At 61.5% G+C, this 22,601-nt stretch carries 16 protein-coding genes and 3 pseudogenes; 4 read left to right on the top strand and 15 right to left on the bottom strand.

Annotated elements, in window-relative coordinates; translation table 11 throughout:
- Positions 1-21: 21 nt before the first annotated feature.
- Entirely contained in the window at positions 22-4,506 is a 4,485-nt protein-coding gene (locus tag BTE28158_RS28940; protein ID WP_174920220.1) for a YadA-like family protein, read from the bottom strand.
- Between the two features lie 805 nt (positions 4,507-5,311).
- Between BTE28158_RS28940 and BTE28158_RS28935 the strand changes: the two genes are divergently transcribed.
- The 3 genes from BTE28158_RS28935 to BTE28158_RS28925 all read left to right on the top strand — a co-directional run bounded on the left by BTE28158_RS28935 (position 5,312) and on the right by BTE28158_RS28925 (position 9,147).
- A complete protein-coding gene (locus tag BTE28158_RS28935) occupies positions 5,312-5,605 on the top strand; it encodes a hypothetical protein (RefSeq protein ID WP_124629146.1) in 294 nt (97 codons plus the stop codon).
- A gap of 370 nt (positions 5,606-5,975) precedes the next feature.
- The gene (locus tag BTE28158_RS28930) at positions 5,976-6,809 is read left to right on the top strand and encodes a response regulator transcription factor (RefSeq protein ID WP_124906360.1); all 834 of its coding nucleotides are present in this window, start codon (positions 5,976-5,978) and stop codon (positions 6,807-6,809) included.
- Positions 6,802-9,147 (top strand): sensor histidine kinase, encoded by a 2,346-nt coding sequence (locus tag BTE28158_RS28925; protein ID WP_151047977.1) that lies wholly within the window; start codon positions 6,802-6,804, stop codon positions 9,145-9,147. The genes BTE28158_RS28930 and BTE28158_RS28925 overlap by 8 nt, the downstream gene beginning before the upstream one ends.
- 177 nt (positions 9,148-9,324) lie before the next feature.
- Here BTE28158_RS28925 and BTE28158_RS28920 read toward each other — a convergent pair.
- Both BTE28158_RS28920 and BTE28158_RS28915 read right to left on the bottom strand, forming a co-directional pair.
- Positions 9,325-10,213 (bottom strand): annotated as a pseudogene (locus BTE28158_RS28920) (transposase).
- Positions 10,214-10,421: 208 nt separating this feature from the next.
- Positions 10,422-11,099, bottom strand: a complete 678-nt coding sequence (locus tag BTE28158_RS28915) for a response regulator (RefSeq protein WP_279608029.1) — start codon at positions 11,097-11,099, stop codon at positions 10,422-10,424.
- Positions 11,100-11,448: 349 nt separating this feature from the next.
- Here BTE28158_RS28915 and BTE28158_RS28910 point away from each other — a divergent pair, with 349 nt between their 5' ends.
- Positions 11,449-13,872, top strand: a complete 2,424-nt coding sequence (locus BTE28158_RS28910) for an ATP-binding protein (RefSeq protein WP_275404732.1) — start codon at positions 11,449-11,451, stop codon at positions 13,870-13,872.
- A 2-nt stretch (positions 13,873-13,874) separates the two neighbouring features.
- Here the strand turns inward: BTE28158_RS28910 and BTE28158_RS28905 are convergent, their stop codons facing one another.
- From BTE28158_RS28905 to BTE28158_RS28855, 12 genes and pseudogenes are all read right to left on the bottom strand, one after another.
- Positions 13,875-16,031, bottom strand: coding sequence for an ATP-binding protein (locus BTE28158_RS28905; protein WP_151047948.1), 2,157 nt, complete (start codon positions 16,029-16,031; stop codon positions 13,875-13,877).
- A gap of 453 nt (positions 16,032-16,484) precedes the next feature.
- A pseudogene (locus BTE28158_RS28900) lies at positions 16,485-16,673 on the bottom strand (IS3 family transposase); the annotation flags it as partial.
- Positions 16,640-17,110, bottom strand: coding sequence for a hypothetical protein (locus tag BTE28158_RS28895; RefSeq protein ID WP_151047947.1), 471 nt, complete (start codon positions 17,108-17,110; stop codon positions 16,640-16,642). The pseudogene BTE28158_RS28900 and the gene BTE28158_RS28895, both read right to left, overlap by 34 nt.
- A 156-nt stretch (positions 17,111-17,266) precedes the next feature.
- Positions 17,267-17,575, bottom strand: a complete 309-nt coding sequence (locus tag BTE28158_RS28890; RefSeq protein ID WP_170296386.1) for a hypothetical protein — start codon at positions 17,573-17,575, stop codon at positions 17,267-17,269.
- The gene (locus tag BTE28158_RS32870) at positions 17,472-17,909 is read right to left on the bottom strand and encodes an RHS repeat-associated core domain-containing protein (protein ID WP_151047945.1); all 438 of its coding nucleotides are present in this window, start codon (positions 17,907-17,909) and stop codon (positions 17,472-17,474) included. Before BTE28158_RS32870 ends, BTE28158_RS28890 begins: the two co-directional genes overlap by 104 nt.
- A gap of 402 nt (positions 17,910-18,311) precedes the next feature.
- The gene (locus BTE28158_RS32865) at positions 18,312-18,434 is read right to left on the bottom strand and encodes a hypothetical protein (protein ID WP_275404731.1); all 123 of its coding nucleotides are present in this window, start codon (positions 18,432-18,434) and stop codon (positions 18,312-18,314) included.
- A gap of 360 nt (positions 18,435-18,794) precedes the next feature.
- Positions 18,795-18,949: pseudogene (locus tag BTE28158_RS33140) on the bottom strand (RHS repeat-associated core domain-containing protein); the annotation flags it as partial.
- A gap of 217 nt (positions 18,950-19,166) precedes the next feature.
- On the bottom strand, positions 19,167-19,835 hold the full coding sequence (locus BTE28158_RS32860) for an RHS repeat-associated core domain-containing protein (protein ID WP_275404730.1): 669 nt from the start codon (positions 19,833-19,835) through the stop codon (positions 19,167-19,169).
- 44 nt (positions 19,836-19,879) lie between these two features.
- Positions 19,880-20,227: a hypothetical protein gene (locus BTE28158_RS28870; RefSeq protein WP_203249563.1), complete on the bottom strand. Its 348-nt coding sequence runs from the start codon at positions 20,225-20,227 to the stop codon at positions 19,880-19,882.
- Positions 20,202-21,929 carry an RHS repeat-associated core domain-containing protein gene (locus tag BTE28158_RS28865; protein ID WP_217481647.1) on the bottom strand — a complete coding sequence of 576 codons (1,728 nt, stop codon included), beginning with the start codon at positions 21,927-21,929 and terminating at the stop codon, positions 20,202-20,204. The genes BTE28158_RS28870 and BTE28158_RS28865 overlap by 26 nt, the downstream gene beginning before the upstream one ends.
- An 82-nt stretch (positions 21,930-22,011) precedes the next feature.
- Positions 22,012-22,263: a DUF7683 domain-containing protein gene (locus BTE28158_RS28860; RefSeq protein ID WP_151047944.1), complete on the bottom strand. Its 252-nt coding sequence runs from the start codon at positions 22,261-22,263 to the stop codon at positions 22,012-22,014.
- Positions 22,260-22,556, bottom strand: coding sequence for a colicin E3/pyocin S6 family cytotoxin (locus BTE28158_RS28855; RefSeq protein WP_217481648.1), 297 nt, complete (start codon positions 22,554-22,556; stop codon positions 22,260-22,262). Before BTE28158_RS28855 ends, BTE28158_RS28860 begins: the two co-directional genes overlap by 4 nt.
- Between the last annotated feature and the right edge of the window lie 45 nt (positions 22,557-22,601).

Genomic DNA, 22,601 nt, shown 5'->3' with positions numbered 1-22,601 from the left:
AGCGAACCGTTGCGCGCTCGATCACTTCCACTGATACAACATGCCGGCGCCGACGACGCGCTGGCTACCGGCGAAACCGCCGTTCAGCGTCGCCTTCAGGTTCTCCGTGATGCGCGCCTGCATGCCGACCGCCATGGCCTTCTGGCCCTGGAACGTCGCCGTGCCGACCCCCATCGCGAAGTTCGAATCGCGGTCCATGTGCGGGATCGACGCCATCGCCGCCGTTGCGGCGATCCCCTCGCGCGCCATCGAGTCGGTCTGCTGGATCTGCTGCTGCATCTGTGTGAGTTGGTTGTTGACCGTGTTCAGCGACTGCGTGAACTGGTTCGACACGGCATTCAGCTGATTGACGTTCACCGCGTCGGTGCCCTGCGTGCCCGCCGCGACGTTGGCGACCTGCCGCGGCGAATCCGCCGAGCCGACCGCGACCACGTTCGACCGGCCGCCGTCATTGCTGCCGGCGCCGATCGCGGCCGAGTTGTTGCCCGACGAGGTCGCGCCGACACCGAGCGCGGTCGAGCCGTTGCCGGACGCCGTCGACGCGTTGCCGACCGCCGTGCTGTTCGAGCCCGATGCCACCGAGCCCGAGCCGCCCGCCGACGAATTCGAGCCGACCGTCACCGGATCGATCTTCGTGCCGGTCGGATTCGTCGAATACGAGCCGTTCGCCGTGCGCTGGTCGATCAGCGTCGTCAGCTGATTCGCGACCGAGTCGAGCTGCGACACGTTCACCGCGTCCGTGCCGTTCTTGCCTGCCGCAAGGCCGGTGATCTGCCGGTTGCCGACGTTCACTTCGCCTGCCGACGATTGCGGGCTGGTCAGGCCGTACGCGATGTAGTTCGTCAGTGCGCCGACCGTCGTCAGCGAACCCGCGCCGAGCGCGACGCTGTTCGCGAACGTCGACGACGCGCCGGCCCCGAGCGCGAGCGCATCGGTCGCGGTGCTGCGCGCGCCGGAACCGAGCGCGACGCTGCCCACGCTGACCGCGACCGCATTGGCGCCCTGCGCGACGGACTGTGCGCCGGTCGCCGTCGCGCCGCTGCCGAGCGCGATCGCGTCGGCTTGCGCGGAATGCGCGGCCTGCCCGATTGCAACGCCGCCAGGAGCGGTCTGGTCGACGATCGCGCCGTTGCCGATGCCCACGCCGTTGTCGCCGTTCACGACCGTCGTCGGCCCCACCGCGACCGATTCCGCGCCGACCGCGAGCGAATCCGCCGCAGTCGAATTCGCGTGGAAGTACTTCTGGGGCGTGACCGCGAACGACTGCAACGCGCCGGTCAGCTGCCGCACCGTTACTGCATCGTGTTGCCCCGTGCCGTCCGCGACATTGGTGATCTGGCGATAGGACTTGCCCGTCGCATCGCCGAGCGACACCGCGCCGAGCAGCTTCTCGTCGGTCGTATCGAACGGAATCGACGCGCTGCCGTTGCGCAGGAACCCGGACGACTGCACGATCGGACGATCGGACACCGAACCCGAGCCGAGCGCGATGCCGCCGTCCACCCGCGAGATCGCATTCGGCCCGATCGCCACGCTGTCGACGCCGAGCGCCTGGCTGTCCGGTGCGGTCGAGTTCGCGTGGAAATACTTGATGCCGTTCGCGTTGATGTTGTCGATCGCCGAGCCGACGTTGTTGTTGACCGTCGTCGAGCCGTCGCTGTTGTAGGTCACGTAGGACGGCGCCGAGATCGCCCCGGTCGTCGGGTTGTAGGTCGCGCCGCCGCCGAGCGCGCCAGCCGTGCTGTTGCCGAGGTTGCCATTGTTCGATGCGATCGAACTGAGGCCGGTCGACAGCGAACTGATGCCCGTCGACGTCGCGGTCGACAGCGACGTCAGGTTGCTGTTGGTGCTGGACAGGCCGGTCGACAGCGAGCCGACGGCGGTCGACGCGGACGTCGACAACGACGTGATCGTGCTGTTCGTCGAGCTCAGGCCGGTAGACAGCGAACTGATGCCGGTCGAGGTGGACGTCGACAGCGACATGACCGTGCTGTTCGTCGAACTCAGGCCGGTCGACAGTGAGCTGATGCCCGTCGACGTTGAGGTTGACAGCGACGTCACCGTGCTGTTCGTCGAACTCAGGCCGGTCGACAACGAGCTGATGCCCGTCGACGTTGAGGTTGACAGCGACGTCACCGTGCTGTTCGTCGAACTCAGGCCGGTCGACAACGAGCTGATGCCCGTCGACGTTGAGGTTGACAGCGACGTCACCGTGCTGTTCGTCGAACTCAGGCCGGTCGACAACGAGCTGATCCCCGTCGACGTTGAGGTTGACAGCGACGTCACCGTGCTGTTCGTCGAACTCAGGCCGGTCGACAACGAGCTGATGCCCGTCGACGTTGAGGTAGACAGCGACGTCACCGTGCTGTTCGTCGAACTCAGGCCGGTCGACAACGAGCTGATCCCCGTCGACGTTGAGGTAGACAGCGACGTGATCGCGCTATTAGCCGACGACAGGCCGGTAGAGGTGGACGTCGACAACGACGTCACGGCGCTGTTGGTCGAGCTCAGGCCCGTAGACAACGAGCTGATCCCCGTCGACGTCGACGTCGACAGCGACGTGATCGCGCTATTGGCCGACGACAGGCCGGTGGACGTGGACGTCGACAACGACGTCACCGAGCTGTTGGTCGAGCTCAGGCCCGTAGACAGCGAACTGATCCCCGTCGACGTGGACGTGGACAGCGACGTGATCGAACTGTTCGCCGACGACAGCCCCGTCGATAGCGACGACACCCCGGTCGACAACGACGTGATGCTGGACAGCGTCGACGTCGACAGCGACGTCACCGCCTCGTTCGTCGCGGCGAGCTGCGAGCCGTTGATCGCGTCGGTGCTCGTCGAACTGATCCGCCCCGCGGCGACGTTGGTGATCTGGCGCTCGCTGCCCACCGCGCCGACGCTGACCACGCTGGTCGGATTGACGCCGTTGAAGGTATACGTGACGCCGCCGATGGTGCCGGTCGAGGTGGGATTCGGCGCGGCCGTCACCGACCCGGAGCCGAGCGCGACGTCGTTCGTATTGTTCGCCACCGCCGACGCGCCGAACGCCACCGCGCCCGCTGCCGCCGCGGTCGACGTATTGCCGAGCGCGATCGAGCCGGTGCCCTGCGCATTGTTCGTATTGCCGATCGCCACCGCGCCGTCGCCGTTCGCGGTGTTGTTCGCCCCCATCGTGACCGCGCCGGTGCCGATCGCGGAGCTCGGATCGCCGATTGCCACCGCACCGTTGCCGCTCACGGTCTGGCCAAACCCGAGTGCCACCGCACCGATACCGCCCAGCACCTTCGAGTTGTTCCCGCCGGCGATCGAGCCCGCACCCGCCGCGGCGGCAACCGAATTGCTGTCGCCCAGGGCCAGGGTGGAACCCGCCGCCGCGACACTGTTGATGCCGATCGCCGTCGCATTGACGGCCGATGCCGTCGCGCCGGGGCCCAGCGCCGTCGCCGATATGCCGGTTGCGAGCGCGAGATTGCCCAGCGCCACGCCGAATTGCTGCGTCGCGCTCGACTGAACGCCCATCGCGACCGAACTGAGGCCCGACGCATTGGCGCTCAGGCCGAACGCAATCGCGTTGTCGGCGCCGGCCGTCGTTTTCGAGCCCATTGCGATCGAACTGGTGCCGAGCGACTGCGTGCCCGAACCGGGCACGCCGGCGGTGCCGCCCCAGCCGATCGCGATCGACGAGGTGCCCTTCGCGCCGCTGTTGACGCCCATCGCCACACCTGAATTTCCGGAAGCCAGCGCGCCGCTGCCCACCGCAACTCCGGCCGCGCCCGAACTCGTCGACTGATTGCCGAGCGCAACCGAGCCCGTATTGGTTGCATTCGACGCATAGCCGAGCGAGACACTTTGCGCCCCCGCCGCGCTCGCCCCGAGACCGAGCGCGGCCGCATATTGGCCGGACGCCAGCGCATTGTTGCCGAGCCCGACCGCCGACACGCCGGTCGCGGCCGCGCCGCTGCCGATCGCCACCCCGCCGCTTTGGGTCGCGCTCGAGAGATTGCCGATCGCGACCGAATAGTCGCCGGATCCGATCGCCTGCACGCCCATCGACGCGCTGTTGACGCCGGTTGCCTGCGCGTTGATGCCGATGGCCGTCGATCCGCTGCCCATCGCGTGTGCGCCCGGCCCGATCGCCGTGGACGACACGCCCGCCGCCGTCGACAGATTGCCGTATGCGGTCGAATTCACCTGCGACGCGACCGAGCCGTTACCGATCGCGATCGAACTGGCACCGCCGGTCGCGGAGCCGCCGCCCGCCGAATACTGCGCATGCGCACTGGTCTGGAACAGCCCGAGATACGCGGCCGCCATCATCACGACGAGCCGCCTGGGCGAGAGCACCGGCTTCGTCGCGATGCCCGCGACGGTGCCCGCGTCCGCCGCATGCGTGCACGCGCTTCTCGACGACGCAACCCGCTTGCCGCGCGCGCGGTCGAGCTCCGACGCCGCGACCCAGGCGCCCAGTGCTTCGTTCCAGATCGACTTGAACGACTTGTTCATCTTGTTTTCCCTCGGTTCACATGTGCTGGATGACGCAACAGCGAACGCGGCCGGGCGAAGACTGTCTCCGTCTCCGTTTTCACCCGCCTCGCGACGCGCCGCAACCTACTTCGGACTTCTAACTTCAATGCCGGATGGCTCTGCACGACACACGCGACGCACGTCGCGAGCACGCGACCGTACGCGGCCCGTGTCCGGACGACACGAGGCACGACAACGCTCGCGGTTTATCGAATCACGGAAACCGGGCCACCGGACCGGGGCGGCGCGCGGCGCGCCACACCGCGAAAGAACGCGTGCGCACGCCGTCGCGCCGGACCTCAGGCGACCTCGAATCTCATGAGAGGGCGTCGTTCAGACGCCGGATGGACGGATGCCGCGCCGAACCGGAGCGCGGCCCGCGCAGTGTCATTCGGGGGGAGGATGCCCCCACGTGGCCCCCGGAGCAGATGCATGCGCCGCCGGCCCGCGGCCGCTGACAGCCGACAACGGTTCGCGAGAACCGGTGCTTTGATCTGCCATGCTTTTGATGTTCATGTTTTTTCGTGCCCGCCTGATTCGAGAGTGGGTTTCGCGCAACCGCCTCCCGGAGGATCGAACCGCCCGGCGATCGACGCGAACCCACCCACACTTTCCATCCTGGCGCGCATCTTCCATTCCGGATTTCCAGAATGGAAGATGACTGCCGGATGACCCCTGCACTGAATTAACTTACTGACTTTCTTTGACGATTTTTTGTCGCCTGATGTGCCAAACTCGCATCTGCTTCATGATTCATCGATAATTTTTCATATAGGTGCATTCGATGAACGATGAAGCCCGCATTACCCTCGTGCCGACCTTCGTTGCACTGCCGTTGTCCCGAAAATTGGGATTGCCAGCATTCAATGTCACATTGAATGCAGCACTCCCGGAAAAACGGCTGTGGCAGAAAATTTTGCGCGAAACCGGGTCATGCCGAAGAACCGATTCCAGCCGCGTCCCGCCAAGTGTGCAGGGCTTCCTTGGATCAAACCTTTTCCGCAGCGGACAAATTGTTTTCTGGAGCGGACGTTATTTACATTCATACGATCCGATGCAGCCAAACGGATATATGTGAAAGTATTTTTAATCAACAACAAATAAAACCTTAATCACGGAGACTATGAATTGATGAACTCGATCCACCACCGTTCCGGCCATCTTCTCGACAGAAAGAGCACCAATTCATCTACTGGGCCAATTCGATGTTCATGCCATTCAATCGGTAATAAAATCCAGTATTTAATATCTAAATCGGAATTTTTTTCCATCCGATTTTCCGCCCCCGGCTGCGGCGATCACGACAGACCGTCGCGCTGTCAAACATGCCCACACGCGGTGGACGGAATCCCCACCGCCGGCATCTTTGTCGGCATATAATTTTTCGCAACAATCGCGCACACAGATGCAGCGAGTCCGCCCCGGCCTACCCCTAAGCTTTAGCAACCATGTCATCCCGCTCGTCCAGTTCGGCGTCGCCCCGCGCCACGCCGGATCTCGTTGGCGCACACATTCTCGTCGTAGACGACCGCCCGAACGACCTGCGGCTCCTGACGGAAATCCTGCGCGCCGCGCGGTGCCGGATCAGCGTCGCATTCGACGGCCTGCAGGCCTATCACCGCGCGCAGGCCATCGCACCCGACCTGATCCTGATGGATGTGCGGATGCCGCGCATGGACGGTTTCGCCGCATGCCGGCTGCTGGGGTCCACGCCATCGACGCAGAACATTCCCGTCATCATCCTGACCGCCGCGGGCGATCTCGAGGATCGGATCGCCGGGCTCGAAACCGGCGCGCTCGACTACATCGTGAAACCGTTCGAACCGGCCGAGGTGATCGCCCGAATCCGCAATCACCTGAAGCGCACGCGGCGCAGCCAGCCGTTTGCGCACCTGCCCGAACTGCCCGATCACCCCGACGCCGCGCTGGTGCGCGCGGCGAGCGAGATCCTGCTGCGCGAACTGCGCAATCCGCCGGCGCTCGACGAACTCGCTCGGCAGGTCGGCACGCACGAAAAGCGCCTGTCTCGCGTGTTCCGCGATCACCTTGGCCAGACCGTGTTCGAATATCTGCGCGATACGCGACTGCGCGCGGCGAAGCACTTTCTCGCGGAGACGTCGATGGGGATCGGCGACATCGCCGAGGAGATCGGCTTTTCGACACCAGGCAATTTCGCCACGGCGTTTCGCGAACGCTTTGGCATCACGCCGTCCGACTGGCGGCGCCAGCGACCGACGGTCGACGCGCCGCCGCCGTCGCATGAACACCAGCGCGATGCATAGGCACCGCGCGTCCGGCTGGCTCGCCGTCCTGCCGTTCCTGGTGGCGCTGGTGGCCGCGTGCACGGCGCCCCGCGCCGACGCGACGGAGCCGTCCGGACGCTCCGCGCGCGTGGAAGCGGTATCGATAGTCGAGGATGCGGGCGCGGCGATGTCCGTCGGCGAGGTGGCCGCGCGGCTCGAAGGTTCGGCACGCGGCGCGCCCGCGGCAGCGCAACCATCTTTCAACATCGAGTTTTCCCGCTCGGCGTGGTGGGTGGGCGCAACGCTGGCCAATCGCGACAGCGTCGAGCGCGCGCTGGTGCTCGCGATTCGCGACGCACGCGTCGACCAAGCAGACTTTTATGTCGATCGCGACGGCGCGTGGACGCTCGCCGCCCGATTCCCGGCGGATAACGGCAACGCGAACCGTGCGGCTTCCCGATATCCGGTGCTCGACATGACGCTGCGCGCGGGCGAACGACTGCCCGTGTTGATCCGCGTCACGTCGCGCAAGGAAATGCGGCTCGCGCCGGCCGCGTTCACCCGCGACGCGTGGGACGCGCAGGAACTTCACGCCGCAATGTGGAACTTCGGCTTCTTCGGCGGGCTGCTCGCACTCGTATGGTGTGCACTGCTGATCGGCTTCTTTTCGCGCAGCGGCATGTTCGTCGTGCTGGCGGTGCTGGCCCTGGGCACGACGCTGTTCGAAGCGACGTACCGCGGCTATACCGCGATGTATCTGTGGCCCGGCGCCTACGCGTGGTCGGCGCGGGGCGAGGTGATCTTCGCGTATCTGTCGGTCGCGTGCTTCATCGTCTTCATCCTGATGGTCGCGCACCGCGAGAAGGCCGGCATGCCGATGCGCGCGGTCTACGTTGCGTTCCTCGCGCTCGAATGCGTCGGCATGGCCGGCGCGGCGTTCGGCGACCTGCTGACGTTCACGTGGTTCTGCCTGCGGCTGAACACGGCGATGGGGATCGTGAACATCAGCCTCGCGCTGATGCTCGTGATCCGCCGCACGCCGACGAGCCGCGTGATGCTGATCGCCGTCACGTTCGCCACCTTCAACATCCTGCTCCGGATGCTCGACGGCATGAACGCGATGCCGGCCTGGCTGTTCTGGCTGAAATCCGACCTCTATCCGAACCCCGTCATCGCGATCATCGGACTCGCCACGCATCTGCTGGTGCTGGCCGCATGGATCGACCACGTGGGCCGCCAGCGCACCGACGCGCGCAAGCGGCTCGAGCACTGGCAACTCACCGAACAGGATCGCCTGCGCGATGAAGTGGCGAAACGCACGGTCGCGCTCAACGACGCGCTGCAGCAGGCGAGAACGCACATGCAGCAGAAGATCGAGACGCTCGGCTATGTCAGCCACGACCTGCGCGCGCCACTGTCCACGATCAACGGCTACGCGAAGCTGTTGCTGCAAAGCGCGACGCGCAGCCAGGCGCGGCTGATCCGGTCGATCGACCGCAGCATCCGCTACCAGCTCGCGCTGATCGACGAATTGCTCACGTTCACGAAGGCCGAACTGCAGCCGCTCGGCATTTCCCCCGACGTGACCGACCTGCCCGGCCTGCTGAACGATATCGGCGACTATGCGGTCGCGCTGTGTTCGCAACAGGGCAACCGGTTCGACTATCGGCCGCTGACGCCGCTGCCGCGCAAGCTGTCGATCGACGGCATCCGGCTGCAGCAGGTGCTGCTCAACCTGCTGTCCAACGCATCGAAGTTCACGCGCGACGGCACGGTCACGCTGTCGGTTCGCGCGTCGCGGGAAGGCGCTGCATGGCGCCTCGTGTTCGAGGTCGCCGATACGGGGATCGGAATCGACATCGCCGGGACGCGCGACATCTTCCGCGCGTACCAGCAGGTGCAGGCCGTGAACGGCGGCACGGGGCTCGGGCTGTTCATCGCACAGCGTATCGTCGGCGCGATGGGCGGCGAGCTGGCCGTTACCAGCCAGCCCGGCGTCGGCACGTCGTTCTCGTTCCCGGTCGTCGCGCCGGCCGTCGGGCACGCGCTCGTGCCGGTGTCGTGGCTCGTCCGGCGGTTTCGGCCGGCGAGCGATGCCGGACCCGAGACCGCCGCCCCCGTCCCGCGCGGCCCGTCCGACGATGCGCTCGACGAACTGATCCGGCTCGCCGGCGAGGGCCGGCTCACCGATATCGAGGAATGGCTCGGCCGGTTTGCGGACGAGCCGGACCATGCGGCCTTCGCGCAGGCGACGCGCGAGCACCTCGACGCACTCGATCTGCATGCGATCGAGAAGCTCGCCGGCTCGCTGAAACGCGCGCGTATCGCGGAGACATCGTTCGACGCCGAGACGGATACGGCCGGGCCGACCCGGTAGCGCGGCAATGCGCCCGCTCCGGGTCCGGCGGGGCCGTCGTTCGACCGCCGTTCGACGCCGCCGACGATCGGCCCGAACCGCGCGTGCCCGAATTGGCCCGGCATCGCCGGCCAGTCGAGCTCGCGCCACGGATTCGACGCGGCGGCGCCATGACCTGAGGCGGAATTTTGTGACCAATCAGGCAGTGAGTCTCGCGTCGATATGATCGGAATCCAGCGAGGCTCGACGGACCGTGGCGGGAGGTTGGTAGCGATGCGCGCTATGGGGACGTCGCTCGTTGTAGAACTGCCGCCGGCGTTCGACGAGCACCTTTGCATCGGCACGGCTGCGTCAGGATGACATCCTGCGACCTCAGGTTGGCACCGACTTCGATCGCCAGGCACTCGCGGGTATATTCATCGATCACGCAAAGCATCTTCAACGCTCGCCCATCGACCAGTTGGTCGGTGCACGAAGTCGTAGCTCCAGACCGAATTCGGTTGTGTCGCACCGGGCAGGCGAATGTCGTTACCACAACGACGACGAGGCCGCCGCCGCGGAGTGTTGAGCTGCAAGGCTCGCCACATTCGTCGCACGCGCGATTCGCCCAGCACCAGCCAAGCCGACATGCGCCAGTAGCCGAAGCGCGGCACTTCCTGCGCGGCCGCCATCAATTGCTCGCCAAGGCTCCGATCCTTCTCCGGTTGCTTAAGCGTATAGGTGCCCACCCGGCGGCTCAACCCCAGATAACCACATGCCTTGCGTTACGAGAGGCCCCGCCGAGTCAGGACTTCCAGCGCTTCGCGCCGGCCCGTTGGGGTGCTCATTTTTTTTGGCTGAATTCCGTCAGGCCGTCGATGACCAGCAATTGCTCGGCAATCAGGCGCTTGAGCCGCTCATTCTCCAATTCCAGATCCTTGAGCCGACGGGCGTCGGCCACATCCATGCCGCCGAACTTGTTGCGCCAACGATAGAACGTCTGTTCCGAGATGTTGTGGCGCTTGCACAGATCCTCCACCGGCTCGTCCCGGCTCTCGGTCTCGCGCAAGATTCGGATGATCTGCTCGTCAGTAAATCGCTTCTTCATCGAGTTCTCCTTGCCTCTAGGACAAAAGAGAACTCACTTTCCAATGGCTACAAGAAACGGCTCAGGTCATGCCGAAGAAAATTTATAGAAACAATCGGATAGTGTCGCCAGAAGAGGCATTGAGGTGTGCAGCGCAGTCACCTGTCCAACTCCTCCACCACGCGCATGTGTGCAACGATATTCGACCGCGGCGATGACCGGAGTTGATTCAGTGCTTCTCGATCAACTTGCGGGACGCGAACAATTCGGCATCGTTGCGGATACCGAGTTTGCGATATGCGGATTGCTTTTGCGCGCTGATCGTCTTGGGACTTCGGAAGAATTTCGACGCGATCTCCGACACGGACATACCAGCAAGAAAGCACCGCAACACTTCATGCTCGCGCGGGCTGAGCAGCAAGTCCGCCGCCGAACAAGAATCGGGCGACGGTTTATCGTCACCGCTAGCGTCCCTCGGTTCGGCCCCACGCGAATCTGTCGTCATGCCCCACCTGATCCGGTTCGAGAGTTCGGCGCTTAGAAATGAGTGACCACTTGCCACGACGCGGATCGCGCGTGCGAGCTCACCGAGATCCTCGCTCTTGCCGAAAAAACCGAGCGCACCTGCGCGCATCGTCATGTTGACGGTTGCCGACGTGTCGTTGCTCGACATCATCAGCATCCGACAATCGGGGAATCGCGTATTGATGAGCTTGACGAGATCGAGGCCGTCGATCTCGTCGGGACCAAGCGTGTAGTCGAGTAGCACCACATCGGCGCGGTTCGCTTCGAGCCAGCGAATCAGGTCGCGCGACTTGCCGAAGCTCGCTACCAGTTTGATGGAGCTCTTCTCGGTCAAGTAATTTGCAATCCCGAGTTGGACGATGGCATGGTCGTCCAGAATCACGACGCGGATCGGCTGGTGCCCAGGCCTCATAGTTACCCCTATCGTTGTTGTATACGGCGCGAAACGGCTAGCCCCGATATTGTCGCGGGATGCCATTCATGATTATTTCGACTAGCTTACCGGCTTTTGGGGCAATTTTTAACCCTGGTGACTCAATGTGCAGGTCCTGCGATCGCAGTGCCGCATTGCGTTTCCGCAACGCGCGACCTATGATGTCGGTCTCGTTTTTCGGTTTTACCTGCGGCCATCTCGGCGTCCGATACTCGTCTGAGGACCGTCCACGGCAGACCGGCCAACAATCTGGTTGAACAACGTGAGCAAGCTGAGTTCGAAACGATGTGCCATGCTAATGAGCGCAATCGTCTGGCTGACGCCCACGTTCGGATGGGCAAGCAATTCGCCGCAATTCACAGCTGAAGAGAAGGCGTGGATTGCTGCGCATCCGGTGGTGCGCACCACAATCGATCCACACTGGCGCCCGTTCGAATTTCGCGACCACGGGAAAGTGGTTGGCATCGTGCCGTCGTACCTCGATGCGATTTCGCGCGTGAGTGGATTGCGCTTCGAGTATGTCGACGGCCTGTCATGGGCGGACTCGCATGACGCCCTGATCTCCGGAAAGATCGATGTGGTGCCCGACGTATCGAAAAGCGCAGATGTGTCGATGTATCGCGCCGGCGTCACTGTCAGCCAACCGTACTTCGTCGGCACGATGTTCGTGGTTGCGCCGGAACACCTGAACCTGTTCGTCGATTCCCGCAATCTGGCCGGCAAACGAATCGCGATCAAGGGCAACGGCGGGCTGGAGTATGCGATTCGCCAGAGCGGCCTGCCCGTGACGCTGCTGACCTATGACGACGAACAGGATGCGCTCACTGCCGTCGTCGACGGAAATGCGGATGTCGCCCTCGGCACGGACATATCAATCATGCCGCTGCTACGCCGACAGTTCCTGGGTCGGCTGTTCCTGGCGGGCGGCCTGCCGGACCGGCCATATGCGCTGGCCCTGGCAACCCGCAGCGACATGCCCCTGCTCGCATCCATTCTCGATAAATCGTTGGCTGCGATTCCCGCTCGCACGGGCGAGGAGATTTCACGGCAATGGATGGAGTCGACTGACTACGGCGAGCCGACTCTGCGCTCAATCCTTTACTACCGACGCTGGCAGGTTACAGCAGCCGGCGCCACCGTGTTCGCGCTAGCAGCAATCGCGTTCCTTTCGTGGCGCGCACGCGCCGCTGCGGTTCGCAGCGAGCGCGAAAAGGCAATGTTCCTCGCGTTCGTGAGCCACGAGATCCGCACGCCGATGCACACGATCCTTTCGTCGCTCGAACTGCTGCAGCAGTCACAGCTCACGCCGAAACAGGCAGGTCGAGCGGATGCAGCCGTTGCCGCCTCGGAATCGCTGCTGACGCTGCTCGATGACGTGCTCGAATACTCGCGACTCGAATCGCGCAACGTCACACTCGCGCCAGAACCAACGCAAATTGAGGCGTGGTTGCGCCGCAGCGCCGACATGGTGCGCTGGAGGGTCGACGAGAAAGGGCTGGACCTTGCGCTCGAACTCGCCTGCCCAGCCGATTTGACCCTGCTGATCGATCCGGTCCGCACGCGGCAGATCGTGTTGAATCTGCTCGTCAATGCAATCAAGTTTACGTCGGAGGGATCAGTCTCGCTGCGTGTCGACTATCTGGAAGGTAAGCCGAACACTGCCGGTTCACTTGTGATCGAAGTCCGCGATACCGGGATCGGCATCCCGCCCGCGCGTCAGAGCCACATCTTCGAGCCCTATCAGCGCGTCGAGGAGCCGGGCAGCCGTCGCGTGAACGGCAGCGGCCTGGGCCTGTCGATCTGCCGCGAACTGGTTGAGCTCATGAACGGAGTGATTACCGTCAGCAGTAGCCCCGACAAAGGCACGATCTTCACCGTGATCCTGCCTGCGCAACGTACCCGATGGGTAGCCGGCCGGAATGCGGTCGTGCCGGAGGCTCCTTCACGCGAACCCGACACGACCGATACGCCGGCTTCCGAGCGAGTCGTCGAAGGTCCGATGATCCTCATCGTCGACGATCACGAAGCGGTTCAACATGCGATCCAGCATCAACTTGATGCGCTCGCGTGCCGTTCGGCCATCGCCGGCAACGGCGCGCAAGCGCTCGATCGGTTCGAGCGCACTCAGTACGACATGGTGCTGCTCGATTGCAATCTGCCGGACTTCGACGGCTACACGGTTGCACAGCGCATGCGCGCCAGCGAGCAGCAACGCGGACAGGCGCGCACACCGATTATCGCGATCTCGGCGTCGACGGAAGATGCACATCGTGAGCGCTGCTTCGACAGCGGAATGGATGGGGTGCTCGGCAAGCCGCTGCGGCTCGAAGCGTTGCGGCAGATGATCGATCTTTGGTGCCCGGCAAGCAAGCGTGACAGGCACCAGCCGCCTGTCGAACCAACCCCAATAGCAGGTCGGGAATTCTCAGAGATCTACCGTCAAAGCATCGACGCGGATCTGGCGGCTCTGAGCACCGCGCTCTCGGCCGGCGATGCTGACAAGGCGCGCTATATGGCGCATAGAATCAAAGGGGCAGCCGCGATTGCCGGGCATGCGGGGACGAGTAACCTGGCAGCCGAGCTCGAGCGCATGCTGGAGGCCGTGTCCGACGCGATTCCTGGCAATGTCGGCCCGCTTCATGATGATTTGTTACGCCAGCATCGCATCGAGACGGCTACGCCGGATTCAGGCCAATCCAGGCCCTGCAGCACGCGCACATAAGCCTATGTGGCTGCCGCCTGATCCGGTGCAACACCCGCATACGCGGGGCACCACATCGCGATCATCTGCCGCAACGCTTCGAGTCGCAGCGGCTTGCCGAGCACCCCATCCATGCCGCTCTCGAAGCAACGCACCTTGTGCGCGTCGCCGGTATTTGCCGATATGACGATGATCGGAACGTATCGCCCCTTTCTTGCAGACTCGCGTTGACGGATCGCGCGTACGAGCGCGCAGCCATCTACGTCTGGGAGATTGCAATCCAGCAGCACCATGTCGACATGCGTGCGTGCGAGCTGCTGCAACGCGGCCTCCCCCGAGTCAGCGATGATGCCGACGCAGCCCAGCGCCTCGCATTGATCCTGCAGCGAATCCCGTACGGCTTCGTTATCATCGACGATCAGGATGTACGGTACTTTCCGGCATGATTGGGCCGCGGGTGCTGGTGGGCTCACCGGCGCCCACGCGGTTGACTGTGCCGACGACGCGTTATCCGTGACTGCAACCGGCAGCTTGACCGAGAAGACGGTCTCGACACGCGGTGTACTGCTGACCGTAATCGTTCCACGCATTAACTCGACGAGCTTACGGCAGATCGCGAGGCCGAGCCCGCTGCCGACTCCGCCGGAACGTGAAGCACGATCATCTTGCCAATACGCATCGAACAGATGCTTGAATTGATCCGCAGCAATGCCAACTCCCGTGTGGCCGACTTCCAGAAGCAGCGTCCTGTTTCGCCGTCGGCGGGTCGCGGAAATGCGAACACGCAACGTAACGGTGCCGTCATCCGTGAAGTTGATTGCATTGACTAACAGGTTCAGCACGATCTGGCGCACGCGAACCGGATCGATCTCGACATGCAGCGCCGGAGGGATCTCGCTGTCTAGCCTCATCGAGATTCCCTTGGATTCGGCACGCCAGCGCACCATATCGACGGTTTCTCGGGCCCACGACTCGAGCTCCACTGCCTGCGCGGCAAACGTCACCTTGCTCGACTCGAGGCGGGAGTATTCCAGGATATCGTCCAGCAGCGCCAAGAGCGTTTCTGACGCGGACACGGCAGCATCCGCGCAATCGGCCTGTCGTGGCGGCAAATGCGAGCGCCGCAGAAAATCAAGCGACGACAGAACAGTCTGCATCGGCGTGCGGATCTCGTGGCTCACGAACGCGAGGACCATCGCCTTGTCCATCTTGCTGCGAATCGCCGCCCCGCGGGATCTCCAGTAGAGATAGGCGAACAACGCGAATATCAGCAACGTTGCAGCAATCGCGGCCACCTGCGGCGCGCGATCATGCAGGATTGAGCGTCGTGTCGGCTTGCCGTTGTCGCCGAGTTCAACCCAGTCCTGCATGATCGCAGCGCTTTCGCTCACCGGAATCGCTGCGAGCGACTTGTCGATGATCGACGCCAGAATCGGCAGATCGGTGCGCGTGAGCATGGCCAACGACACGGGGCGATCCGCCAGCATGCCGGACATGTAAAGCTGCCCCGGGAATTGCCGGCGAACGATCGGCAGGATCGTGACGTCGATGCCAAGCGCGGCGTCGGCTTCGCCGTTGGCCACCGCAGCAAGTGCGAGTTCCTCGGTGTCGAACGTCAGCACGTCGAGCGCGACACCGCTATGACGGGTGAAGTATTCGATCGCGCCTCGCCCCTTGATCGCGACGCGCCGGCCTTCGAGCCGCTTCAGACTGAAAACCATCGCGGAATTGTCACGTGTCACGGCGGTCATCCGTCCTACCAGATAAGGTGTACTGACTAGTGCGTCGCTGCCGACACGGTCAGATACCAACTCTCGCCACACACCCGGCAGCAAATCCACCTTGCCGGTAGCGAGCGCGTCGTACGCACGGCCCCATTCCGTCCCAGGCACCGTGTCGAACGTGAGTCCGGTCATTTTCGAAATCGCGTTCAGGTAACCGGCGACAACACCAGCATGCTGTCCGTTGCGTACATATTCGATAGGACTCCAGTTCGACTCGACTGCTATATGAACGATCGGGTGTGCGTCGATCCATCGCAGCTCTTCATCGGTGAAGATCGGTTTCTGCCAAAACGTTGAAGCCACCGCGCCAGGCAGCAAGACCACGCAGACAACCAGAAGCAATGCACGACAGAGCGAACGCCATTGGGTCCAGCGCGAAGCGCGTATGTTTTTCATGATCGATGCAGCTTAGATATGTGACGATGCTGATGGGATGAATCGCGAGCCGCCGCGGCGTCGCGAGCGGGACTTTGACTCAGGCGACGCATCGCACAAAGCCCGACAATTTTCTTCTCGTTCAGGTGTCGCCGTCAGAATCCCGCAGGATGCACGTCGGATCACCACGCTGCTGCCGGCTCAGGTGTTACGTATGGGAGACCCTGAGAATGCAACACCCACATATAGAAGGCTTGAAGAAGGTTTGAAAGGTACATCGCGCGCGAACTTTTCAACGGTCGTGCGCGTTGTTGCGCGCATTGTTTGGTGGGGATTCTGTCGTACAACGTGACGCCGCAACATAAGAATTGTCCTAAAAAAAGGCGCCGTCATCCGCGCCACTGCTTCACGAAGGACCGTTGGCAATCAAGGCGTAAATGACCCGGCCTTCCGCCGTTCTCCCGGAAGGGTTCACTAGCCTGTATTGCGTTGCTCGAACTGAACCGGGCTAAGAAAGTTCAGCGTTGAATGCCGACGGTGCAGATTGTAGAAGCGCTCGATATAGTCAAACACATCGGCACGCGCTTCGTCACGGGCGCGATAGACGCGTCGGTTCACGCGCTCGGTGTTCAGGGTGCTAAAAGAGCTTTCCAGTGCGACGTTGCTCCTATTGACCTGTAATGAACCAGCAGGTCCGGCGCGCACAACAGATCCAGCGCCGCGCGCCGGTCCTCCACGCTCATCTCGTGATGCGCCACCCCCAAGGCCGACGACGTTTGTAGCATCTCCGGTTTCAGCAGCACCCGTCCAAGGTCCACCTTCACCATCTCCTCTTTCACCCGCAACTTGGCCGCTACCCGTGCGAAGTAAGTCGTGCGCGCTTTCGCGTGGTACAGGTCGAACGTGTCCACGTGGAAGCACTCGCCCGCGCTCGCCAGCACATTCACCTTCAGCATCCCTGTCGCCGTCGCGTCGAACCCGCGCACGCGATAGTGCACCGGATCGAACCCGAACGCGATCTCCGTTTCACCCACCTCGCACGCAATCTCCAGCGCCGGCGCGGCCAGTTCGACCTGGGCTGGCAACGCATCGGGGACCATGTCCGGCGCACTCTCGGGTTCACGTTGAACACGGCAAGCTCACCATTACCGCCGCACAGATCCCTTCCGCAGTAAAACAGGCCGAGTAGATCACCATCTCCTCGGATCACCGTCAACCTCGCTAACTACAACGGCTGCGGCAGCGGCCCTTGGTGCTTAACGCCTCACTCGAAAGCTCACATCGCTTCCCATAATTTGCAAATCGTCAATTTCAAGTCGTTTCTCTTGCGGAAGTGGACCAACCAAATAAAAGCCAAGCTCAGTGATTTCGCGCTCCAACCGATCTATCTCTACAAAGAGCTGATTGTTTGCAGCTTGCTCAAATTCCATGAAGAGTTGTTCATACGAACAAAAATGCGGATCAGGAGCAAAGTTTCCCAGCATGAGTGTCCCATCGGCCGAAGTCACCGTGACCTCTCCTGCCAAATCTCCATTGCAGTCGTTCAAATAAAACTTCATCATCATGGGCACCCTTTGGTTTTCCCAAGTGCTTCGGACAACCCCTTGAGGCCCTCATCGCTGAAGCCGTCTGCGCCACCAGGATGAGTGATTCGAGCATGATTTTGAAATTTATTAGTCGCGTCCTCAATAACATCGAACCCAGCTCCTCGGATGGCTGTGTATAGATGGAATTTGGCGTTGCTCCTTCCGGCCAAGGCGCCGCAGGGTCGGAGTAGTGTCCACCGGAACCAGCCGTAAGCCCAAGCAAATCGATCCATCCTGTTGGATTCTCGGCATATTGATATGCATTGATTCTACCGGACAATCTGATCGGGTCCTTGCTGATGAACCGCCCCAAGTTCGAATCATATTACGGATGCCGGTTATAATGCGGCCCCGTTTATATGCTACGAACCCGACCGCCCTATCACCAAAGACAACAACCGTGGCGCACAGTAGTCGGCCCTCGTCGTAACCGCATCGTGCCTCTGCGTGGTCCGTGGCGTGCCTTTAGCAGCAGGGCTGCAGCGGCGCCCCCCTCTGGGTTGAAAGGAGCAAAAAACTACTCTGAATCGTACTCATAGCGGCTCGATCGGCGTACGAAACTTCATGTCCTTCTTTACCCCTATCAGATACTTATCCAGCTTCGCCACCTGATCTCATCCAAGGTTGCCGGTCGCCATTTCCATTCATCATTCCACGCGAACCACTTGGCTTCATGAGCATTCTCAGAGACACAAGCATCTTTTATATCTGCTGTTCAAGAATCAAACTCAGCGGCATGGCCAATGACTACCTCACCATCGATCCATATAAGAAATAAGTAGTCACTTTTCCCATCGTTATCAACATAAATCGCCATGGCAACATAGTATTTTTCCATCAATCCCCGCCTTTATTTTGGAAAAGATGTCACCACCTTATTAGCCCCGGGCGTTGCAACTATCTTTACGCTATCCAATATTGAATTTCCCGCGGCTTTTTCAGAAACACCTCCACTCAACCCAGCCTCGGGATAAGGAACGTCGTAGTTCCAATTTCCATTCCCGCCGACCGTAGGAGTTATCTCTCCCTTCACCGCCTTGTCCTATGCTGCATTCGTTGTAGCGATTGGATCGTCCACAAAAACACCATGCGATGGTTTTTTGAAATGTCCGCTCCGTGTTGCATCACATGCTCTGGCGCAGTTTCTCCTGTTCTAGGAATTTTTCTTGACAGTCCAAACATCCACACTCCGGAGGCATTTGAGGCGTCAGACCCAGTGGGTCAATCCACTGCACTGGATTGGGCGCGTACTGCCAGACGTTGAAGCCGCCGGCCAACCCCGATCGGATCTTTCGATACGAAACGCCCCGTAGCCGGATCGTAGTACCGATGCCGGTTATAGTGCGGCCCGGTCTACGTGACACTGCCCCGGGCCTTGCAGAAGGCAAAATTTACGCACAGAGGCACGTTTCGTGCCTCGTCGTAGTGGTATCGCTCGTTGTCCGCTTGCCGTCGAAGCCTGTACAGCAAAGCACTCAGACGTTGCGCGACAGTTAACCAAAGTCGCTCGCGTACTCCGTCGTACTCGCAGCAGAACCTTGGCGATAGGGCGCCCGATTTTACGCTTCATTTATCTACGATCGTAATCGCTTTTTTGCAAATTCTGCGACCAATTCATCTGTATCATAGGCAAGAACGGATCGACCCACTCAACCGGGTTCGGCGCGTACTGATAAACGTTCAGCCTACCCGCCCACCCGATCGAATCCTTGCTGATGAACCGCCCGCTGCTCCGGTCGAAATACCGATACCGGTTATAGTGCAGCCCCGTCTCTTCATCACAATACTGCCCCGGAAACCGAATCGAATTCGTCGCCTCATTCCGCTCCGGCGTCTCCCGCCAGACCGTCTTCTCCCATCCCCACGCCCGATACCGCCCCAGCCACACCACCTTCCCCGACTCATCCACCAGTTCCTGCGGTGTCTCAAGATAATCGTTCTGGTAAAACAGCGTCGCATGCCGTATCTTTGCCGACACCTGCACGAACCGCCCGTCCGTGTCCGTCTCAATGAATGCCGCCTCGACCAGCGTCTCGTCCAGCCGCGCGAACGTCCCCGGTTCATGCAGGTAGATCGACGCCCCTCGCCACTGGGGCTGCTCCGAGAACGTATGCATCCGCTGCGCCACCGGCGACGAATACGCATCCGCCGGATCCTCCCGTACCACGTATGTCGGACGATGCATCACCGGTTCGCGCTCGCCCGACTGCGGCGACGGGATATGGAACCGCTTCTTCAAATGAAATCGCTACTCACACCCAATTCCCTTTCATTAAAGTTTCGTCAATCACCGGGACTTTCCCAAACCTTCATACCCTCAACGGCGCGCTCGATATCATCCATATCATCATCCCCCAACGCATCATCAAATTTGCTAGAAATTATCTCTCTTACCTTAGCCAATCTTCGGGTTACGCCATTTTCGTCAATAAATCTCACCGTTTCCCGACAATAAGCTAACTCGTTATCACCAATCACGCCAATAGAATCATCATGATAATATCTCCCAATATTTCTCAATGAAATCAATAGATACTCTATTTCCGACAATACAAATAGAGCCTCCTCCCCAGAAATAACAATCTTCTCGTTATTTTTTTTCACTTCACCTCCGCCGAACAATATCTGCATTCATCAATTCCACATCCCCCTTGACAGTGAGCTCTGGGGAACCATATCGGGGATTCTTCACCCACTCAAGTCGGCTATCAAGCACATCCGTTTCCACGTAGTCTCGCCCTCGCCCCCTTTTTATCTGATATTTTGACTCGGCCTCGATTTGACTGAGCGCCCCCTTGCTTGCCGGCTCAACATAGACTCGGTTGTTGTCGAGAGCCCTTATTACTCCGCACTCGCATATTGCGTTAGAGCCTTTCCGATTAGTGTAATGCCGGACCCGCGTTGTTTTCCCATCTCCGGCAGTCAACCCAAGGGGATCACTCCATGTCACTGGATTCAGAGGATAGACATATAGGTTATGTCCCCCCGCATATCCAATCGGGTCCTTCGAGATGAACCGCCCCACCTCCGGATCATAGTACCGATGCCGGTTGTAATGCAGCCCCGACTCATGGTCATGGTACTGCCCCTGGAAGCGGATGGGATTGGCGATCGGCACCTTCCCCGAGGCCTTGCGGATCGTCTCCTGCGCGACACCCCACGCGCGGTACTCCGCGCTCCACGCAATCTCGCTGTGCTCATCAGTCAGCTCCTGCGGCGTGCCAAGGTGATCGCACTGGTACCACGCCAGGCTGTCGATGGCTGGTGCGGGCGGCGGCGGCAACCACAGCGGGTCTTCGTCCTGTCGGTAATAATCGCCGTACTCGGGCTGGTCGAGCAATTCGATGGCGTCGTCGCGCACCGCCTGCGCCACCGGTACGAAGCTGCCCGGCTCGTACACGTAGTGCGTGGTGCGCGCACCAAAGCCATCCTCGTCGGCGATCTTGCTTTCCCAGGCCAGCGTGTCGCCATCCCAGCCATACAACGTGAAGCCGCATTGCAGCGCGCGGTTGCGTTTCACCCGCTCGGCGCGGTTCCAGTGTGGCCCCGCTTCGCTTCTTTCCTCGTAGTGCGCCTGGCTGTGCTTGGACAGGCGCCGGCCGAGGGCGTCGTAGGTGTAGTCGACCTTCAGACGCTCGTCTTCGTAGTGCGTCAGGCGGTCAAACAGGTCCCAGGTGAAGCGGCCTTCCTTGCCGTTGTGCCAGCGCTGCGTGAGGTTGCCGCGCCCATCGTACTGGTAGTGGGTGCCGGCGTATTGCTTGAGCAGGTTGTCCAGCGCCTTGATGCGCGGCATGCGCTGGCGCTCGGCTTCGCGCTGCTCGGCCGGGTCGATGAGGTTGCTCGCCGGGTCGAAGTCGAAGGTCTCGTGGCCCAGCCGGCTGTGCGCTTCGAGCAAGCGGCCCACCGGGTCGTAGCGGTAGGCGAGCTGCCCGCGCCGCGTGTCGTTGATGTCGGTTAGCTGGCCGCTGGCGTCGTAGCGGTAGCGGCGCACCAGCAGGCGGTTGCCGCCTGCGGTCTGCCCGACCTGGCCTTTGGATTCGTGGGTAAGTACCTGCTCGCTGAGCCGCCCCATTGAATCCCACTGCTGCGTTTGCAGCAGCCGATTGCCTTGCAGACGCGCGACTTCGCGATGCAGGTCGTCGCGCTCGTAGCTGACGAGTTCGCGCTCATCGATCTGCAGCGCCAGCAGGTGGCCGCTGCCGTAGGTGAGCCAGCTGACGCGGTGGCCGTCCGGGCGCACGGTGGCAATACGCTGGTTCAGCGCGTCGTATTCGTGCTGCCATACCCCGACCAGCGGCTGGCCCAGGCGGGTGTAGTGCTGGTGCTCACGCACCAGGTTGCCGGCAGGGCGAAAGATCGTTAGGGTGACCAGAGTTTGGGTCGTAATAGCGATGGCGATTGTAATGCAGCCCCGTCTACACACTATCGCATTCAAGGAAATAGTCGAAGCTCTCCAGTTCGAGCCGCTCTGATATATATGGCGCGAGTTCTTCTGCGATATTCACGTCGATCACACCGACGTCATACATTGGATTATCTCTGGGCTGCTTAAAAAGTGCCTGCAGAAACTCCAGATTCGGCTCGACCGCAAACTCTATATCGCGGATATGGGCATCTCCATTTTTCTCAAATACCGAGATGTAGCGATGAAGTTGATATGCCTTCATGGTTCAATCATCCTTGTTGGATCTGCCCCCTTACCCGGTATGGCCGCACCAGTCTGGGGATCAAACGCGCCCATGTGCTTACCACGTTTCGTGTACATTTCCACTTCGCCATGCTGCGAGTCCCACTCACAAATACATCCGCCTTTAAGTTTCCAACGCTTTCGCAACATTCCGCCTCCCTGTACCGGCGTTTTTCTCTTCACGCTCACTGCATCGGGATATCCTGGCAAATCCTTGGGTGCGGGTATGTATTTGCTTAGCCCTAGTGTCCTGTTCCGCTGATTCGCGAGCAAAGTCGATGCAGCTTTTCGAGGATGGAATCGGCTGAGGCGGTCCAG

Source organism: Burkholderia diffusa (assembly GCF_902499115.1).
In the GTDB taxonomy this organism is placed as follows: domain Bacteria; phylum Pseudomonadota; class Gammaproteobacteria; order Burkholderiales; family Burkholderiaceae; genus Burkholderia; species Burkholderia diffusa.
Note: the sequence above shows the minus strand (reverse complement) of the source record. Positions and strands in the feature narration are given on the sequence as shown.

Excerpts from the sequence above, each read along its gene's own strand:
- BTE28158_RS28940 (WP_174920220.1), bottom strand. The coding sequence starts at position 4,506 with ATGAACAAGTCGTTCAAGTCGATCTGGAACGAAGCACTGGGCGCCTGG.
- BTE28158_RS28935 (WP_124629146.1), top strand. The coding sequence starts at position 5,312 with ATGAACGATGAAGCCCGCATTACCCTCGTGCCGACCTTCGTTGCACTG.
- BTE28158_RS28930 (WP_124906360.1), top strand. The coding sequence starts at position 5,976 with ATGTCATCCCGCTCGTCCAGTTCGGCGTCGCCCCGCGCCACGCCGGAT.
- BTE28158_RS28925 (WP_151047977.1), top strand. The coding sequence starts at position 6,802 with ATGCATAGGCACCGCGCGTCCGGCTGGCTCGCCGTCCTGCCGTTCCTG.
- BTE28158_RS28910 (WP_275404732.1), top strand. The coding sequence starts at position 11,449 with ATGAGCGCAATCGTCTGGCTGACGCCCACGTTCGGATGGGCAAGCAAT.
- BTE28158_RS28905 (WP_151047948.1), bottom strand. The coding sequence starts at position 16,031 with ATGAAAAACATACGCGCTTCGCGCTGGACCCAATGGCGTTCGCTCTGT.
- BTE28158_RS28895 (WP_151047947.1), bottom strand. The coding sequence starts at position 17,110 with ATGGTCCCCGATGCGTTGCCAGCCCAGGTCGAACTGGCCGCGCCGGCG.
- BTE28158_RS28890 (WP_170296386.1), bottom strand. The coding sequence starts at position 17,575 with ATGATGATGAAGTTTTATTTGAACGACTGCAATGGAGATTTGGCAGGA.
- BTE28158_RS32865 (WP_275404731.1), bottom strand. The coding sequence starts at position 18,434 with ATGGAAAAATACTATGTTGCCATGGCGATTTATGTTGATAACGATGGG.
- BTE28158_RS28870 (WP_203249563.1), bottom strand. The coding sequence starts at position 20,227 with ATGCAGATATTGTTCGGCGGAGGTGAAGTGAAAAAAAATAACGAGAAG.
- BTE28158_RS28860 (WP_151047944.1), bottom strand. The coding sequence starts at position 22,263 with ATGAAGGCATATCAACTTCATCGCTACATCTCGGTATTTGAGAAAAAT.